The following is a 15151-nucleotide window of genomic DNA, read 5'->3' on the forward strand; positions in this document are numbered from 1 at the left end:
TTGTCTTGCCAAAGGCATCGCTGGGTAGCTATGTGCGGACGGGATAAGTGCTGAAAGCATCTAAGCATGAAGCCCCCCTCAAGATGAGATTTCCCATAGCGCAAGCTAGTAAGAACCCTGAAAGATGATCAGGTTGATAGGTCAGAGGTGGAAGCGCGGTGACGTGTGGAGCTGACTGATACTAATCGTTCGAGGACTTAACCAAAAATGAAAAGCGAAGGCCAAGAACCGGAGCTGGACAACAATCACTCGTTCTTCTTGAATTCTTCTTACACATTATCTAGTTTTGAGGGAACAAAGTTTTTGCGACAGCAAACAACCGAAAACCTCAAACAAAATAGTCTGGTGGCGATGGCGAGAAGGTCACACCCGTTCCCATACCGAACACGGAAGTTAAGCTTCTCAGCGCCGATGGTAGTTGGGGGTTTCCCCCTGTGAGAGTAGGACGCCGCCGGGCAAACGAAAGAACAGCTAATATGGCTGTTCTTTTTTTTATTATTTTGCGATTGCGGGAAAGTTGAAGTATGAAGCCAAACATTTGGTTAACGCTGTCTTTTCAGGCTGACATGGTTTTAAATTCTGTTTTCCTCTATTAAAATATAATGTTGCTATTCGAATCGGCTGTTATTGATTCTAATGAAATCCTCATCTTCTTCAGGTTCATCTTCCTATGTTTTTACGGCATCATTAGCACTTCTTCTTTCATCACTTCAATGCCGCCCAGCAAAATTCTTATTTGATCTCCTTTGTAAAACTTGACTGTAATCAAGTTAATTGCTGACAGGATAATTTATCATTAGTTTAGTAGGAAAAGGATCATCAGGTTCTAAAAGGAGTGAATGGATGAACACGATAATCGTGTATACCAGTATGACGGGAAATACCGAACTCATTGCAAGGACACTCGCTAAACAATTAACAAATTTTGGGGAAAATGTTGAAATAAAAGATGCGATTGATACTTATGCGGATGAACTTTCTTCATTTGAGAGAATCCTTATCGGCAGCTATACATGGGGAGATGGTGATTTGCCTGATGAACTGCTGGATTTCTATGATGAATTAAAGACAACGGATTTATCCAGTAACATCGGTGCAGTGTTTGGAGCGGGTGATTCATCGTATCAGCATTTTGCCAGAGCGGTTGACCTATTAGAAGATACTCTGACCCAACAAGGCTGTTCTATTTTACAAAAGGGGCTAAAAATCGATCAATCTAAAGATCTCGACCTTCAAGAAGAATGTTTGGCTTTCACCCTTAAATTACTTAAGTAGGAAAATTAGGAGGTTATGACTATGTCAAAAGCAGTAATCCAATTAGAAACATTAACTTGCCCGTCCTGTATAAAAAAAATCAAAAACGTTTTATTAAAAACAACCAAACCCGTTCTTCCTTAAAGGACTTAATGGATTTGGCACCACAGGAAGCAGTTGTCATCCGCAATGCCACTACCGTGACCATTCCCGCAGAGGAGGTTGCCAAGGGAGATACGGTCATCATTCGATCTGGAGGAAAGATTCCTGTTGACGGAAAAATCATCTCAGGCCAGGCTTCCATTAATGAATCAACGGTAACAGGAGAACCTGTTCCGAAGTTCAAACAGACCGATTCCCAAGTTTTCAGCGGAACAATTATAGATGACGGATATATAGAAATGATAGCGGAAAACTAAGAAATGGAAGAGTCATCAAAGGAAAAGGCAACTGTGCTACAAAACACCTATTTCGCCATTAGAATTGTACTCGTTTTGCTCTTAGGTGTATTAAAGGGTTCTGTCCATCTCGCATTAGGCATGTTTGTCCATGAAGCGAGCGTCTTGCTCGTCATCCTAAATGGAATCCGATTAATGAAATTTAAGTTTCGTGGCTTATCGAAAAGAGCAGCTTTTATCCAAGCGGCGCCACTGAAAAGGGAGCAATGTCAATGACCGAAAAGAAACATCAGAGTACTTTCTGCTGCCAACATTCAGGAGGAAATGATCAGGCATGTGTTTCACTCGTACCTATTTTTAATCATCTTGAAAATGACCAATTGAATGAAATTATGCAGACCGTTAAATCAGTTCGCTTTAACAAAGGCGAATTCATTTATACAGCCGACGATGAGGTGGACTCCCTATATATTGTAAGTGAAGGAAAAATTAAAATTTTCCACTTATCAGAATCAGGCAAAGAACTGCTCATACGCGTTTTACAACCCGGAGATTTCACTGGTGAACTTGCTCTATTTCAAGATTCCATCCATAAAGGATTTGCCCAAACGGTAATTGATACCCAAGTTTGTGTGATCAAGCGCTCTATTTTACAGGAGCTTTTACTGAAATACCCTTCCATTTCCTTAAAAATTTTAGCGGAATTTGCAAGTCGTCTTGAAAAATCCGAAAAACAAACCATCCGGTACGCAACGGAGAAAGTGGAAACCAGAATTGCCTTATACCTTGCTGAGTGTATGCACATCACCCCTGCTTCCAATGAGATAAAGCTTCCCGTCAGCTACAAAGATCTAGCATCCTACTTAGGCACAACCCCGGAGAGCATCAGCCGGACATTAACCCGCTTTGAGGAACAAGGTTTTATAAAAAAGGAAAAACAGCACGTGCTTGAAATCCTCGATTTAGACGGATTGCTTCTGGTTTAACTCCACATTATAGTTATAAGAGTCTTATCGAATGATAAGGCTCTTTTGACTGCAGCTGACTATTACTTGAATAATGTTTTTCAGCAGAGAACGCCTTAACATTTTCAAACTTTACCGGCCACAAACAAAATTATCCCAGCAAGATCATAAATTAGCGTGATTCCTGAATGAAACCGCTTTATTAATCGTTCAAAAATGTTCACACTGTTTTCGAGCGAAAATAAGGTAAAATGGAGGTATAAATTTATGTGATTAACTTCACAATCACTGAAACAAAAAGGAGTTCCTCATGGCCTATTTCAAACCTGAAAAAATAATGGAAATCACCATTGGAAACGGTGTAAAGAAAACTAAATATCCTCTGTTGCAAACATACATTCTCGGTTTCGAAGCAGGAGCGTTTATCGCATTGGGGTATCTGCTATATATCAGGATTACTGCCCCACTAATCGGGCCTTTGGAAGGGCTCAGCACCTTAATTGGCGCATCCGTGTTTCCCATCGGTCTTATTCTGACACTGCTCGCTGGCGGAGAGCTGCTGACGGGAAATATGATGACGGTGCCCCTTGCTAAGTTTGCCCACGAAATCAGTGCCGGCAAGGTTTTGAAAAACTGGACTCTGATCACTGTAAGCAATTTTTTCGGGGCGATTTTTATCGCCTATGTGTTTGGCCATTTGACCGGTCTTACGGAAACCGGAATCTTCCTTGAAAAAACCGTTCACATCGTCGAACATAAGTTAGATGCAACCTTTCTTGAAGCATTTCTGTCAGGTATCGGCTGTAATTGGCTTGTCGCAGCAGCCGTTTGGCTTTCCTACGGTGCAGAGGATATGGCTGGCAAGATTTTCGCTATCTGGTTCCCCACGATGGCCTTTGTGGCCATTGGCTTTCAGCACGTGGTTGCAAATATGTTTGTCATCCCAGCAGCAATATTTGCCGGCCATTTCACCTGGCTCGATTACCTCGATAATTTTGTGCCGGTGTTCCTTGGAAATGCGGTGGGTGGTACGATCTTTGTGGCGATGGCCTACTGGTTCGCCTATCAAAAGCAGGAAGGAAAACCGAACATTCAACCTGTACCCCTAAAGAAAGCCAAAATATGATTCGGAATTTTTAACGATTGATCTGGACTGAATTAATCACTTCCATTCAACACATGCCAATGATTCCAGAGAGAACATAGATATTTTTCCACAGCCTTTCTTGAATGCCGGTAAAAAAGCGTCTTTCACTCTCCGCTTCTGCCCTTCAGTTTGCCAGCCCTTTTATGAATCAGTCTTTCAATAGCGGAACCTGGCTTCTGTTGGATTGTCATTTTTCACGAAATACATAATCAGTTTGCCATTCATGAAAGGGATTCACGGCTTTTTCCATTTGCTGTAGATTTAGCACATTTTCGATCTAATGTGTGGTGTGTTGTTAAATGTGTCCCGATACGAGTTTCCACATGTTATAAAATGGGTATAATAACCAACACATCCTCATGTTTAGGCATACATTATTTTAACGAAAATAATTCAGGATGCATTCATTGCATTGAAAACAATTTTTTTATATAATTAAGGTCAAATATAGTCAAAGTCAGAATGGGGGAGGTTTAGTGAGGAATATATCGGACATCATCGAACATTACCTAAAACAGGTTTTAGAAATGAGCGATAAGGATATCGTGGAAATCAAGCGAAATGAAATCGCCGATAAATTTCAGTGCGTGCCGTCCCAGATCAATTATGTTATCAATACAAGGTTCACGATTGAAAGAGGCTATCTTGTTGAGAGCAAACGGGGTGGCGGTGGCTACATCCGGATCATCAAAGTCCAGGCTTATGATCATGCACATTTGATTGATGATTTACTGTCTTTGATTCAGTCACGAATTTCGCAAAGTAGCGCTGAGCATGTTATCTTCCGTCTTGTGGAGGAAGATGTGGTCACCGGCCGTGAGGCAAAGATCATGCTGAGCGTGCTCGATCGGTCCGTCCTGTATATAGAGCTGCCGCAGCGGGATGAGCTGAGAGCGAGAATGTTGAAGGCAATGCTAATGGCAATAAAATATAAATAATTATAAAAAAGCAAACAAAGAGGTGATGGCGTTGATTTGCCAAGAGTGCAATCAAAGGCCGGCTACACTGCACTTTACGAATTACTCAAATGGAGAAAAATCGGAGCTTCATTTGTGTGAACAGTGCGCCCAGGAAAAAGGGGAGTTGTTCATGATGAACAATGGTCCGGCTTTTTCGATCAATAGCTTGCTGGCTGGTTTATTGAATATGGAGCCTGCTTTTGAACAAAAGAAGGAAACGTTTAAGATGGATCAAGTATCTCAGTGTCCACAGTGTTCGATGACTTTTCCGCAGTTTGTGAAGATCGGCCGGTTTGGCTGTGCAACTTGTTACGATGCTTTTCGAGAGCAATTGACACCCATTGTCAGAAGGCTGCAGAGCGGAAATGAAACGCATAATGGAAAAATACCGAAAAGGATCGGCGGTGACCTTCATTTAAGGAAGACACTTGATCATTTAAAGCAAATTTTAAAGCACCAAATTTCAGAGGAAGAATTTGAGCAAGCTGCCGGAACGAGGGATCAGATCAGGGAACTCGAACGGAAATTATCTGCAAGTCAAGAGGGAGGGGAGTAGCATTGTCATTAGAGAAATTCATTAATCAGGCTGTTAGCTCCTGGATGAGCGATGATGGTCCTGATTCCGATATTATTCTAAGCTCTCGCATTCGCTTTGCACGAAACCTTGATGAATTTAATTTTCCTACCTTGTTTACTAATGGAGAGGCAGAGGCGGTTATTGGCACGATCATGGAACGTGCCAGCCAAACTTCTGCCGCTGGCTTTGGACAGCTTGAACTGATTAAAATGGCTGAGATTCCACCTTTGAAGAAAAGGGTTTTAGTTGAGAAGCATTTAATCAGCCCAAATCTAGCGGAAAATTCTGTTCATGGTGCAGTGCTCCTATCGGGAAATGAAAAAATCAGCATCATGATTAATGAAGAGGATCACATCCGAATTCAATGTTTGTTCCCAGGCTTCCAGCTGACGGAAGCTTTAAAGGCCGCCAATGAAATCGATGATTGGCTGGAAGGGTATGTGAATTATGCGTTTGATGAAAAATTCGGCTATTTGACGAGCTGTCCAACGAATGCAGGAACTGGCCTGAGAGCATCGGTAATGATGCACCTGCCAGGGCTCGTTTTAACGCAGCAAATGAATCGGATTGTACCGGCGATTAATCAGCTAGGTTTGGTGGTAAGAGGTATTTACGGAGAGGGCAGTGAAGCGTTAGGAAATATTTTTCAAATATCGAACCAAATCACACTTGGAAAATCAGAAGTCGATATTGTAGATGATTTGCAAAGTGTCGTCAGGCAGATAATATCTCAGGAAAGGTCGGCGCGGGAAGCATTAGCCCAAACTTCGAACATACAATTAGAAGATAGGGTGTTTCGCTCTTACGGAACGCTTGCCTACAGCAGAGTCATTGAGACAAAGGAAGCTGCTCGATGCCTGTCTGACTTAAGGCTTGGGATCGATATGGGGTATATTAAAAATATATCGAAATCCATTTTGAATGAATTGATGATTTTGACTCAGCCGGGCTTTTTGCAATCATATGCGGGAGGGCCGCTAAAACCGAATGAACGCGATATCCGCAGAGCTGCTTTAATAAGAGAACGATTGAAAATGGAGACAAAAGACGAGTTAGGAGGATGATCTTATGATGTTTGGACGATTTACAGAGAGAGCACAAAAGGTATTGGCTCTGGCACAGGAAGAGGCAATCCGCCTTGGACATAACAATATTGGTACAGAACACATCTTACTTGGTCTTGTTCGGGAAGGGGAGGGCATAGCAGCAAAAGCTCTTTACGGTCTCGGCCTTGGCGCTGAGAAGATTCAGACAGAAGTTGAAAACTTGATAGGCCGTGGCCAGGAAACGACGCAGACAATCCACTATACTCCTAGAGCCAAGAAGGTGATTGAACTTTCCATGGACGAGGCGAGAAAGCTTGGGCATTCTTATGTTGGCACAGAGCATATTCTCCTTGGTTTGATTCGGGAGGGAGAGGGCGTTGCAGCCAGAGTATTGAATAATCTTGGCGTCAGCCTCAATAAGGCCCGCCAACAGGTTCTGCAGCTGCTTGGCAGCAATGAAACAACCGGACAGCAGGGAGGCAATGCGACGAACGCCAATACCCCGACGCTAGATAGCTTGGCTAGGGATTTGACGGCTATTGCAAGAGAAGGAAGCCTGGACCCGGTTATTGGGCGAAGCAAGGAAATCCAGCGTGTCATTGAAGTTCTAAGCAGACGGACAAAAAACAATCCTGTATTGATCGGGGAACCTGGTGTCGGGAAAACAGCGATTGCAGAAGGCTTGGCACAGCAAATTGTCCATAATGAGATACCGGAGATCCTTCGTGACAAGCGTGTCATGACGCTTGATATGGGAACGGTTGTTGCGGGCACGAAATATCGCGGTGAGTTTGAGGACCGCTTAAAAAAGGTCATGGATGAAATCCGCCAAGCGGGAAATATTATTCTATTCATCGATGAACTTCACACGCTGATCGGTGCAGGTGGAGCGGAGGGTGCGATTGATGCTTCCAATATCCTTAAGCCTTCATTGGCTCGTGGAGAGCTGCAGTGTATCGGTGCAACCACGCTTGATGAATACCGTAAATACATCGAAAAGGATGCGGCACTAGAGCGACGTTTCCAGCCGATTACAGTGAATGAGCCAACTGCAGAGGAGTCAGTGCAGATTTTAAAAGGCCTTCGTGACCGCTATGAAGCTCACCACAGAGTATCAATCACAGATGAGGCAATCGAAGCGGCGGTAAAACTTTCAGATCGTTATATTTCAGACCGTTTCCTTCCAGATAAAGCGATTGACCTGATTGACGAAGCTGGTTCCAAGGTGCGACTCCGTTCTTATACAACACCGCCAAACCTTAAGGAACTTGAAGTGAAGCTTGAGGAAGTGCGCAAGGAAAAAGATGCTTCTGTTCAAAGCCAGGAGTTTGAAAAAGCGGCATCACTGAGAGACACAGAACAGCGTCTGCGTGAGCAGCTTGAAAATACGAAAAAGACATGGAAAGAAAAACAAGGCAAGGAAAATAGCGAGGTTACCGTAGAAGACATTGCGAGCGTTGTCTCTAGCTGGACGAATATCCCTGTTTCAAAGCTGGCACAAGCGGAAACAGATAGACTGTTGAATCTTGAAGAAATCCTTCACTCACGTGTGATTGGACAGGATGAAGCGGTCAAGGCAGTTTCAAAAGCTGTCAGACGGGCACGTGCTGGCTTGAAGGATCCGAAACGCCCAATTGGTTCATTCATTTTCCTTGGGCCAACAGGGGTAGGGAAAACGGAATTGGCGAGGGCGCTGGCCGAGTCGATGTTTGGTGATGAGGACGCGATGATCCGTGTCGATATGTCTGAGTATATGGAAAAGCATTCGACCTCCCGTCTGGTCGGTTCGCCTCCAGGCTATGTAGGCTATGATGAAGGCGGTCAGCTGACGGAAAAGGTCCGCAGGAAGCCATATTCCGTCATTTTGCTCGACGAAATTGAAAAAGCACATCCTGATGTATTTAATATTTTGTTGCAAGTTCTTGAGGATGGCCGTTTGACAGATTCTAAAGGTCGCGCAGTCGATTTCCGCAATACCATCGTGATTCTGACGTCCAATGTCGGTGCCGAAGCGCTGAAGCGCAATAAATATGTCGGCTTCAATATTCAGGATGGCGAGCAGAGTTACAAGGATATGAAGGGAAAAGTGATGGAAGAATTGAAAAAAGCCTTCCGTCCTGAATTCCTGAACCGGATCGATGAAATTATCGTATTCCATGCTCTTGAGAAACCGCATCTGAAAGAAATCGTGACATTGATGTCCGACCAGCTTGTGAAGCGTTTGAAGGAACAGGAAATCACACTCGAGCTCACCGAAGCGGCAAAAGAGAAGATTTCTGAGGAAGGCTATGATCCGGAATACGGCGCACGGCCATTGCGGAGAGCGATTCAGAAGCATATCGAAGACCAGCTGTCAGAAGAGCTGCTAAAAGGAACCGTTCTGACGGGGCAGAATGTGGTGATTGATGTCGAGGAAGGCAAGTTCGTCGTCAAGACTCCGGAAAAATCTGCAAAGGCTTAATTTCGCATAACATGCGAAATGAAACAGAGGGTATACGTAAAAACATGCGTGTACCCCTTTTTTTTCAAAAAAAAATTTAAAGAGGCTAAAAATATGGCTAAAAGAAAAACAAAATTTATGTGTCAGGAATGCGGCTATGAATCTCCGAAATGGATGGGGAAATGTCCAGGATGCGGACAATGGAATAAAATGGTTGAGGAGGTAGAAAGTGTTGGCTCGACAAGAAGAGGGGCGTTTGCCAACACAGGAAATACCACACTCGCGGCGAAGGCAACCCCGATCACAGCTATCGAAACGATTAGTGAGCCAAGGGTAAAGACAGATCTTAACGAATTGAACCGTGTGCTTGGCGGAGGTGTTGTCAGAGGATCGCTTGTCTTGATTGGCGGGGATCCAGGGATCGGAAAATCCACGCTTCTTCTCCAGGTATCCTATCAACTGGCGAAAAAAGCTCATTCTGTTTTGTATATTTCTGGCGAAGAATCAATGAGGCAGACAAAGCTGCGTGCGGATCGGCTTGGTGTGACATCTGACAATCTGCTGATCTATTCAGAAACGAACCTGCATGAGATCAGCCTGACGATTGATAATAGCAATCCTGATTTTGTGATTGTCGATTCCATTCAGACCATATTTCACCCGGAAGTTACCTCTGCACCAGGAAGTGTGTCACAGGTAAGGGAATGTACGGCGGAGCTGATGCGCATTGCAAAGACAAAAGGCATCGCCATCTTCATCGTCGGGCACGTAACGAAGGAAGGGTCCATTGCTGGTCCAAGACTGCTTGAGCATATAGTGGATACGGTTCTTTATTTTGAGGGAGAAAGGCACCATACATACAGAATTCTCAGGGCGGTAAAAAATCGATTTGGCTCAACGAATGAGATGGGAATTTTTGAGATGAAAGAAGCAGGACTAGAGGAAGTGGCGAACCCATCGGAGATCTTTTTGGAAGAACGGTCGCAAGGGGCTTCCGGTTCAACAGTTGTTGCTTCGATGGAAGGAACGCGGCCGGTCCTAGTTGAAATCCAGGCGCTGATATCGCCAACAAGTTTTGGGAATCCCCGGCGGATGGCAACCGGAATTGACCATAATCGGGTGTCTTTATTAATGGCAGTGCTGGAAAAGCGCGTTGGGTTGTTTTTAGCCAACCAGGATGCATATTTGAAGGTGGCTGGCGGAGTAAAGCTGGATGAACCGGCGATTGATCTTGCCGTCGCAGTGAGCATTGCTTCGAGTTTTCGAGACAAGCCAACTCGCGCCTCCGATTGCATCATTGGTGAGGTTGGTCTTACTGGGGAAGTGCGCAGGGTATCAAGGATCGAGCAGCGTGTTCAAGAAGCGGCGAAGCTTGGCTTTGAACGAATTATTTTACCGGAAAACAATCTTGGCGGCTGGACTCCTCCAAAGGGAGTCGAGTTAATTGGGGTATCATCGGTCAGTCAGGCACTTAAAGTCAGCATAGACGGTTGATCGATTAGAACAAAAGAAGCTGAAAGATAAATGTGTGGGTGAATCCTCCAGTTCAACGACCAATACGCCGCTGAGAGACGTAAACGATATCGTTCTCTTGGAGAGTGAAAATGCGTCTTTAAGTCTGTAATGGGCAAATTAGGTGACGCGATCCTTCTTAACGAGACGAGCAGAGGCCAAATGCAATTCCAACATTGGTGGTTTCCTATTTATTGACACTTGCATTTGCCAATGCTAATTTATAGTAGAGATGACTTTGGCAAATTACCAAGCTTCTTTTTTGAAAATGACGCCAACAAGCAACTTTATAAAAGATTGAAACAGTTAATTAGATTGCATATGAAAAGTTTTCAAAGATGCAGGGTTTCAAATTTTAGAAGTTGTTTATAATGAGTAAAAGGAGGTGAAAGGATGTTAAGACGTATCATTCAAGCCTGCTTCCTGATTATTGGGGGAACGCTTGGTATATTCTTAATTCCTGATTTATTATTTTTGATGAATGCGGGAGAAATGACTCTCATCAACAATCCTTATGTTACAGCTGTTATAGGCGCACTTATTTTTTATCTTCTTACTTTCTGGGCCGTGGATCCAGTGACCAATTTTGTGAAGTGGGCGGAAGAATCGCTGATCAAGGCACCCATTACGGATGTCCTATTCGGCAGTGTCGGGCTTTTCTTTGGGTTGCTCGTGGCATTTTTGGTTGGATTTGCGTTGAATGCCATCCAGGTGCCAGTCGTAAATACGGTTGCCCCGACGCTCTTGACACTTTTATTTGGTTATCTAGGATTCCAGGTCGGCTTTAAAAAACGGGATGAACTGCTTGGTTTATTTTCAAAGTCGAAGAAAAAGGGCACAGAAGAAGAGACGGAAAAAGAAGAACGCTCAAGGGAATGGAAAATTCTCGATACTAGTGTAATTATTGATGGAAGGGTTGCTGACATCTGTCAGACGGGATTCCTTGAAGGAATAATCGTAATCCCGCAGTTTGTCCTCGAAGAACTTCAGCATATTGCCGATTCATCAGATGTGTTGAAGCGTAATCGCGGTCGACGCGGATTGGACAGCCTTAATCGGATTCAAAAGGAATTGAAGGTGAAGGTTGAAATTTATGAAGGGGATTTTGATGACATCCAAGAAGTCGACAGCAAATTGGTCAAACTGGCCAAGCTGACAAACGGCGTCGTCGTCACGAATGATTTCAACTTGAACAAAGTCTGTGAGCTGCAAAAGGTGGCCGTTTTGAATATCAACGATCTCGCCAATGCGGTTAAACCAGTCGTTTTGCCTGGGGAAGAGTTGAACATTCAAGTCATTAAGGATGGAAAAGAGCATAACCAGGGGATCGCCTATCTTGATGATGGCACTATGATCGTTGTCGAAGAAGGCCGTGATTTCATTGGGAAGCGCATTGAAGTGCTTGTGACAAGTGTCCTGCAGACATCAGCAGGAAGAATGATCTTTGCGAAACCTAAGCTTATGGAAAAAAGCGTCATCAGTTGAGTTGTAACAAAAAAAATAGCCTTATGGGCAGTTGATCCCCGCTTCCTTCACCGGTACCATTGAAGGCTGAAGCAGGGCTTCGGCTGCCCCCTTCGTATGTTAAGGATTATTTTTTCAGAAAGAAAATAGATAGGAGTTTCGTTATGTCGTATCACGTCATTATTCCAGCAGCGGGGCTTGGCAAAAGGATGGGTGCAGGGATAAACAAGCTGCTGCTGACTTTGGATGCCATCCCGATTCTCATTCATACGCTTAAGGTGTTTGAAGCCGATCCCCGGTGTTCAGACATTATTCTCGCCGCTCATCCTGATGATGAGCAAGCGTTTAAATCTTTACTCAAAGAGCATGGTATCCAAAAGGTATCTTCCCTTGTTACTGGAGGAAAAGAAAGACAGGACAGTGTATACAACGGGTTGATGGCACTAAATAACTTGGATGAAATCGTCCTTGTCCACGATGGAGCTCGCCCTTTCATTGAAATTGAAACGATCCACAAGCTTGTGGATGCAGCAAATAAGGATGGAGCGGCAATTGTCGCTGTTCCTGTGAAAGATACAATTAAAAAAGCAACCGACAACCAGGTCATAGAAACAATTGAACGCTCCAGTCTGTGGTCAGTCCAGACCCCACAGGCGTTTCGGTCCTCGGTTTTGCTCGAAGCCCATAACAAGGCAGCGAGGGAGCAATTCATCGGTACAGACGAATCAAGCCTCGTTGAACGAATTCCCCATCCCGTCAGCATCATAGAAGGAAATTATGATAATATAAAGCTGACAACGCCAGTAGATTTATATTTTGCCGAAGCCATTCTGCGCAAGTGGAAGGAATCGGGAATTTGATAGCAGCGGGAAAAATAGCGTTTTTTAAAAGGAGTTATCATTATGTTTCGAATAGGGCAAGGTTTTGATGTGCATCAACTGACGGAAGGCCGGCCGCTGATCATTGGAGGAATCACGATTCCATATGAAAAAGGGCTGCTTGGCCATTCGGATGCTGATGTGCTTTTGCATACGGTAGCAGATGCATGCCTGGGAGCAATCGGCGCTGGAGATATAGGCCGTCATTTTCCGGATACTGACCCTGAATTCAAGGACGCCGATTCAGCAAAATTACTGGAGCATGTTTGGCAGCTTGTGAAGGAAAGAGGCTATGAACTCGTTAATATCGACTGTACCATCATCGCCCAGCAGCCAAAAATGGCGCCGCATATTCAAGCGATGCGTGAAAGGATCGCAGCATTGCTTGAGGGAAGTCTGGAACAGGTGAACGTTAAGGCGACGACAACTGAAAAGCTTGGATTCCCGGGTAGGGGAGAAGGGATCGCTTCCCAGGCAACCATATTGTTGAAGCTGTCAGAGAAATAAACTCACCGTTTCTAGCGCTTTATCTAGCGAAAAGGATACAATAATCGACAGCAATATTAGAGGAGGATTCACTATGTCATCAGCTATTCGAGTGCGTTACGCGCCGAGTCCGACTGGACATTTACATATTGGGAATGCCCGTACCGCATTATTCAATTATCTATTCGCACGCAACAAAGGTGGAAAGTTCATTATCCGTATAGAAGATACAGATAAAAAACGCAATATCGAAGGCGGAGAGCAGAGTCAGCTGAAATACCTTCAGTGGCTAGGAATCGACTGGGACGAGAGCGTCGATGTTGGCGGCGAATATGGACCATACCGCCAGTCAGAACGAAACCATATTTATGAAAAGTACAATCAAGAGCTTTTGGATAATGGTCATGCCTATAAATGCTACTGCACCGAAGAGGAGCTGGAGGCAGAGCGCGAGGAGCAGACTGCACGAAATGAGACGCCTCATTATTCAGGGCGATGCCGCAATCTAACTTCGGAACAGCGCAAGCAGTTAGAACAGGAAGGACGCCAGCCAAGCCTTCGCTTCAAAATGCCTGCAGATAAAATTTTAAAGTTCGATGATCTGGTAAAAGGCAATGTGAGCTTTGAATCAGACGGCATGGGTGATTTTGTCATCGTTAAAAAGGATGGCACACCTACCTATAACTATGCGGTTGTTGTGGATGATCACTTGATGAAAATTTCTCATGTTCTTCGCGGAGATGATCATATTTCTAACACACCAAAGCAGCTTGTGATTTATGAAGCCCTTGGCTGGGAACCGCCTGTATTTGGCCATATGACTCTGATTGTCAACGAAAGCCGCAAAAAGCTGAGCAAGCGCGATGAATCGATTATTCAGTTCATTGAGCAGTACGAGGAGCTTGGCTATTTGCCTGAAGCGTTGTTCAACTTTATCACTCTGCTTGGATGGTCTCCATCGGGTGAAGAAGAAATTTATTCAAAGGAAGAGTTTATCGAGATTTTTGATCCCGCCAGACTTTCCAAATCTCCTGCTCTTTTTGACCAGCAAAAACTTGCCTGGATGAACAATCAATATATGAAAAAGGCGGAGTTGGATCGGGTTGTCGAACTTGCACTCCCGCACCTCGTTAAAGCTGGAAAAGTGAATAAGGATCGCACTCCAGAACAGGAAGTCTGGGTACGCAATCTCATTTCGCTGTATCATGATAAAATGAGCTATGGTGCAGAAATCGTCGAGATGGCTGATTTATTTTTCCGCGAAGAGGTAAACTATGATGCGGAAGCGAAAGAAGTACTTGCGGGCGAGCAGGTTCCTGAAGTGCTGCAAGCGTTTCTTAGTGAAATCGACCAGCTTGAAGAATTCAAGGCCGATGGGATCAAGGCAGTGGTAAAAGCAGTCCAAAAAGGAACTGGCCATAAAGGTCAGAAGCTGTTCATGCCAATCCGCGCCGCTGCAACAGGACAGACACATGGACCGGACCTAATGCTGGCGATGGAACTAATCGGAAAAGACAAGGTAAAACAACGGGTTCAAAAGCTTTTAAGCTAATAACTATTTTAAGCCATTTTAGTTAACAGAAATGGAAAAATGTTATATAGTAAGAGTAATTGTATATAACCAAAGTGTAGAAGAGGAAAAGTAGAAGGATGACGCTTATTAGAGAGAACCATCACCGGCTGAAAGTGGTTCAGGCCTCTCGTTTTTTGAAATGCACCTCAGAGTCCCAATGCGAAAGGGTAGCATGCCTTAGTAGTATCGGGCGGGACCTCCCGTTACCAGATGAAAGTTGAGGCTACGCTGTTTCAAGGCGGCCTAAACAGAGTGGAACCGCGCATACAAAGCGTCTCTGTCGTCTACGACAGGGGCGCTTTTTATATGGTGTACTAGCAGGCGGGTTGGACGGTGCCCGAAAAAGCTGGATTCAGGAGAGTTCGGTCACAAAAACAAAGATTATGTGCCCGAAAAAGCCGGAGGAGCAAGAGATGGGTCACAAAAATAAGGAATATGTGCCCGAAAAAGCT

General features: G+C 44.4%; 14 protein-coding genes, 2 rRNA genes and 1 other annotated feature. All 16 genes read left to right on the forward strand.

Going from position 1 to position 15151, the window contains the following annotated elements; genetic code table 11:
* Positions 1-205, forward strand: a 23S ribosomal RNA gene (locus J2S25_RS19295); the annotation flags it as partial.
* A gap of 136 nt (positions 206-341) precedes the next feature.
* A 5S ribosomal RNA gene (gene rrf, locus J2S25_RS19300) occupies positions 342-457 on the forward strand.
* A 386-nt stretch (positions 458-843) separates the two neighbouring features.
* Entirely contained in the window at positions 844-1275 is a 432-nt protein-coding gene (locus J2S25_RS19305) for a flavodoxin (RefSeq protein ID WP_307192670.1), read from the forward strand.
* Between the two features lie 131 nt (positions 1276-1406).
* Positions 1407-1673 carry a P-type ATPase actuator domain-containing protein gene (locus tag J2S25_RS19310; RefSeq protein WP_084221784.1) on the forward strand — a complete coding sequence of 89 codons (267 nt, stop codon included), beginning with the start codon at positions 1407-1409 and terminating at the stop codon, positions 1671-1673.
* 3 nt (positions 1674-1676) lie between these two features.
* Positions 1677-1928, forward strand: a complete 252-nt coding sequence (locus J2S25_RS19315) for a hypothetical protein (protein ID WP_044393148.1) — start codon at positions 1677-1679, stop codon at positions 1926-1928.
* Entirely contained in the window at positions 1925-2638 is a 714-nt protein-coding gene (locus tag J2S25_RS19320) for a Crp/Fnr family transcriptional regulator (protein WP_044393149.1), read from the forward strand. The genes J2S25_RS19315 and J2S25_RS19320 overlap by 4 nt, the downstream gene beginning before the upstream one ends.
* A gap of 289 nt (positions 2639-2927) precedes the next feature.
* Complete coding sequence (locus tag J2S25_RS19325) at positions 2928-3743, forward strand: formate/nitrite transporter family protein (protein WP_044393150.1); 816 nt, start codon at positions 2928-2930, stop codon at positions 3741-3743.
* Positions 3744-4240: 497 nt separating this feature from the next.
* Complete coding sequence (locus J2S25_RS19330) at positions 4241-4702, forward strand: CtsR family transcriptional regulator (RefSeq protein ID WP_044393151.1); 462 nt, start codon at positions 4241-4243, stop codon at positions 4700-4702.
* 25 nt (positions 4703-4727) lie between these two features.
* A complete protein-coding gene (gene mcsA / locus J2S25_RS19335; protein WP_500684439.1) occupies positions 4728-5279 on the forward strand; it encodes a protein-arginine kinase activator protein McsA in 552 nt (183 codons plus the stop codon).
* 2 nt (positions 5280-5281) lie between these two features.
* On the forward strand, positions 5282-6364 hold the full coding sequence (mcsB, locus tag J2S25_RS19340; protein WP_307192672.1) for a protein-arginine kinase McsB: 1083 nt from the start codon (positions 5282-5284) through the stop codon (positions 6362-6364).
* Positions 6365-6368: 4 nt separating this feature from the next.
* Positions 6369-8807 carry an ATP-dependent protease ATP-binding subunit ClpC gene (gene clpC, locus J2S25_RS19345; protein WP_044393156.1) on the forward strand — a complete coding sequence of 813 codons (2439 nt, stop codon included), beginning with the start codon at positions 6369-6371 and terminating at the stop codon, positions 8805-8807.
* A gap of 93 nt (positions 8808-8900) precedes the next feature.
* Positions 8901-10280, forward strand: a complete 1380-nt coding sequence (gene radA, locus J2S25_RS19350; protein WP_044393158.1) for a DNA repair protein RadA — start codon at positions 8901-8903, stop codon at positions 10278-10280.
* Between the two features lie 411 nt (positions 10281-10691).
* On the forward strand, positions 10692-11783 hold the full coding sequence (locus J2S25_RS19355; protein WP_044393160.1) for a PIN/TRAM domain-containing protein: 1092 nt from the start codon (positions 10692-10694) through the stop codon (positions 11781-11783).
* 143 nt (positions 11784-11926) lie between these two features.
* Positions 11927-12622, forward strand: a complete 696-nt coding sequence (gene ispD / locus J2S25_RS19360; RefSeq protein ID WP_044393161.1) for a 2-C-methyl-D-erythritol 4-phosphate cytidylyltransferase — start codon at positions 11927-11929, stop codon at positions 12620-12622.
* Positions 12623-12664: 42 nt separating this feature from the next.
* Positions 12665-13147: a 2-C-methyl-D-erythritol 2,4-cyclodiphosphate synthase gene (gene ispF, locus J2S25_RS19365; RefSeq protein ID WP_044393163.1), complete on the forward strand. Its 483-nt coding sequence runs from the start codon at positions 12665-12667 to the stop codon at positions 13145-13147.
* 73 nt (positions 13148-13220) lie between these two features.
* A complete protein-coding gene (gene gltX, locus J2S25_RS19370; protein ID WP_044393165.1) occupies positions 13221-14678 on the forward strand; it encodes a glutamate--tRNA ligase in 1458 nt (485 codons plus the stop codon).
* Positions 14679-14746: 68 nt separating this feature from the next.
* Positions 14747-14981 (forward strand) — a binding site (T-box leader).
* The last annotated feature ends 170 nt before the right edge of the window (positions 14982-15151 follow it).

Source organism: Mesobacillus stamsii (assembly GCF_030814065.1).
GTDB lineage: Bacteria > Bacillota > Bacilli > Bacillales > Cytobacillaceae > Mesobacillus > Mesobacillus stamsii.

Excerpts from the sequence above, each read along its gene's own strand:
- J2S25_RS19305 (WP_307192670.1), top strand. The coding sequence starts at position 844 with ATGAACACGATAATCGTGTATACCAGTATGACGGGAAATACCGAACTC.
- J2S25_RS19310 (WP_084221784.1), top strand. The coding sequence starts at position 1,407 with ATGGATTTGGCACCACAGGAAGCAGTTGTCATCCGCAATGCCACTACC.
- J2S25_RS19315 (WP_044393148.1), top strand. The coding sequence starts at position 1,677 with ATGGAAGAGTCATCAAAGGAAAAGGCAACTGTGCTACAAAACACCTAT.
- J2S25_RS19320 (WP_044393149.1), top strand. The coding sequence starts at position 1,925 with ATGACCGAAAAGAAACATCAGAGTACTTTCTGCTGCCAACATTCAGGA.
- J2S25_RS19325 (WP_044393150.1), top strand. The coding sequence starts at position 2,928 with ATGGCCTATTTCAAACCTGAAAAAATAATGGAAATCACCATTGGAAAC.
- mcsA (WP_500684439.1), top strand. The coding sequence starts at position 4,728 with ATGGCGTTGATTTGCCAAGAGTGCAATCAAAGGCCGGCTACACTGCAC.
- clpC (WP_044393156.1), top strand. The coding sequence starts at position 6,369 with ATGATGTTTGGACGATTTACAGAGAGAGCACAAAAGGTATTGGCTCTG.
- radA (WP_044393158.1), top strand. The coding sequence starts at position 8,901 with ATGGCTAAAAGAAAAACAAAATTTATGTGTCAGGAATGCGGCTATGAA.
- J2S25_RS19355 (WP_044393160.1), top strand. The coding sequence starts at position 10,692 with ATGTTAAGACGTATCATTCAAGCCTGCTTCCTGATTATTGGGGGAACG.
- ispD (WP_044393161.1), top strand. The coding sequence starts at position 11,927 with ATGTCGTATCACGTCATTATTCCAGCAGCGGGGCTTGGCAAAAGGATG.
- ispF (WP_044393163.1), top strand. The coding sequence starts at position 12,665 with ATGTTTCGAATAGGGCAAGGTTTTGATGTGCATCAACTGACGGAAGGC.
- gltX (WP_044393165.1), top strand. The coding sequence starts at position 13,221 with ATGTCATCAGCTATTCGAGTGCGTTACGCGCCGAGTCCGACTGGACAT.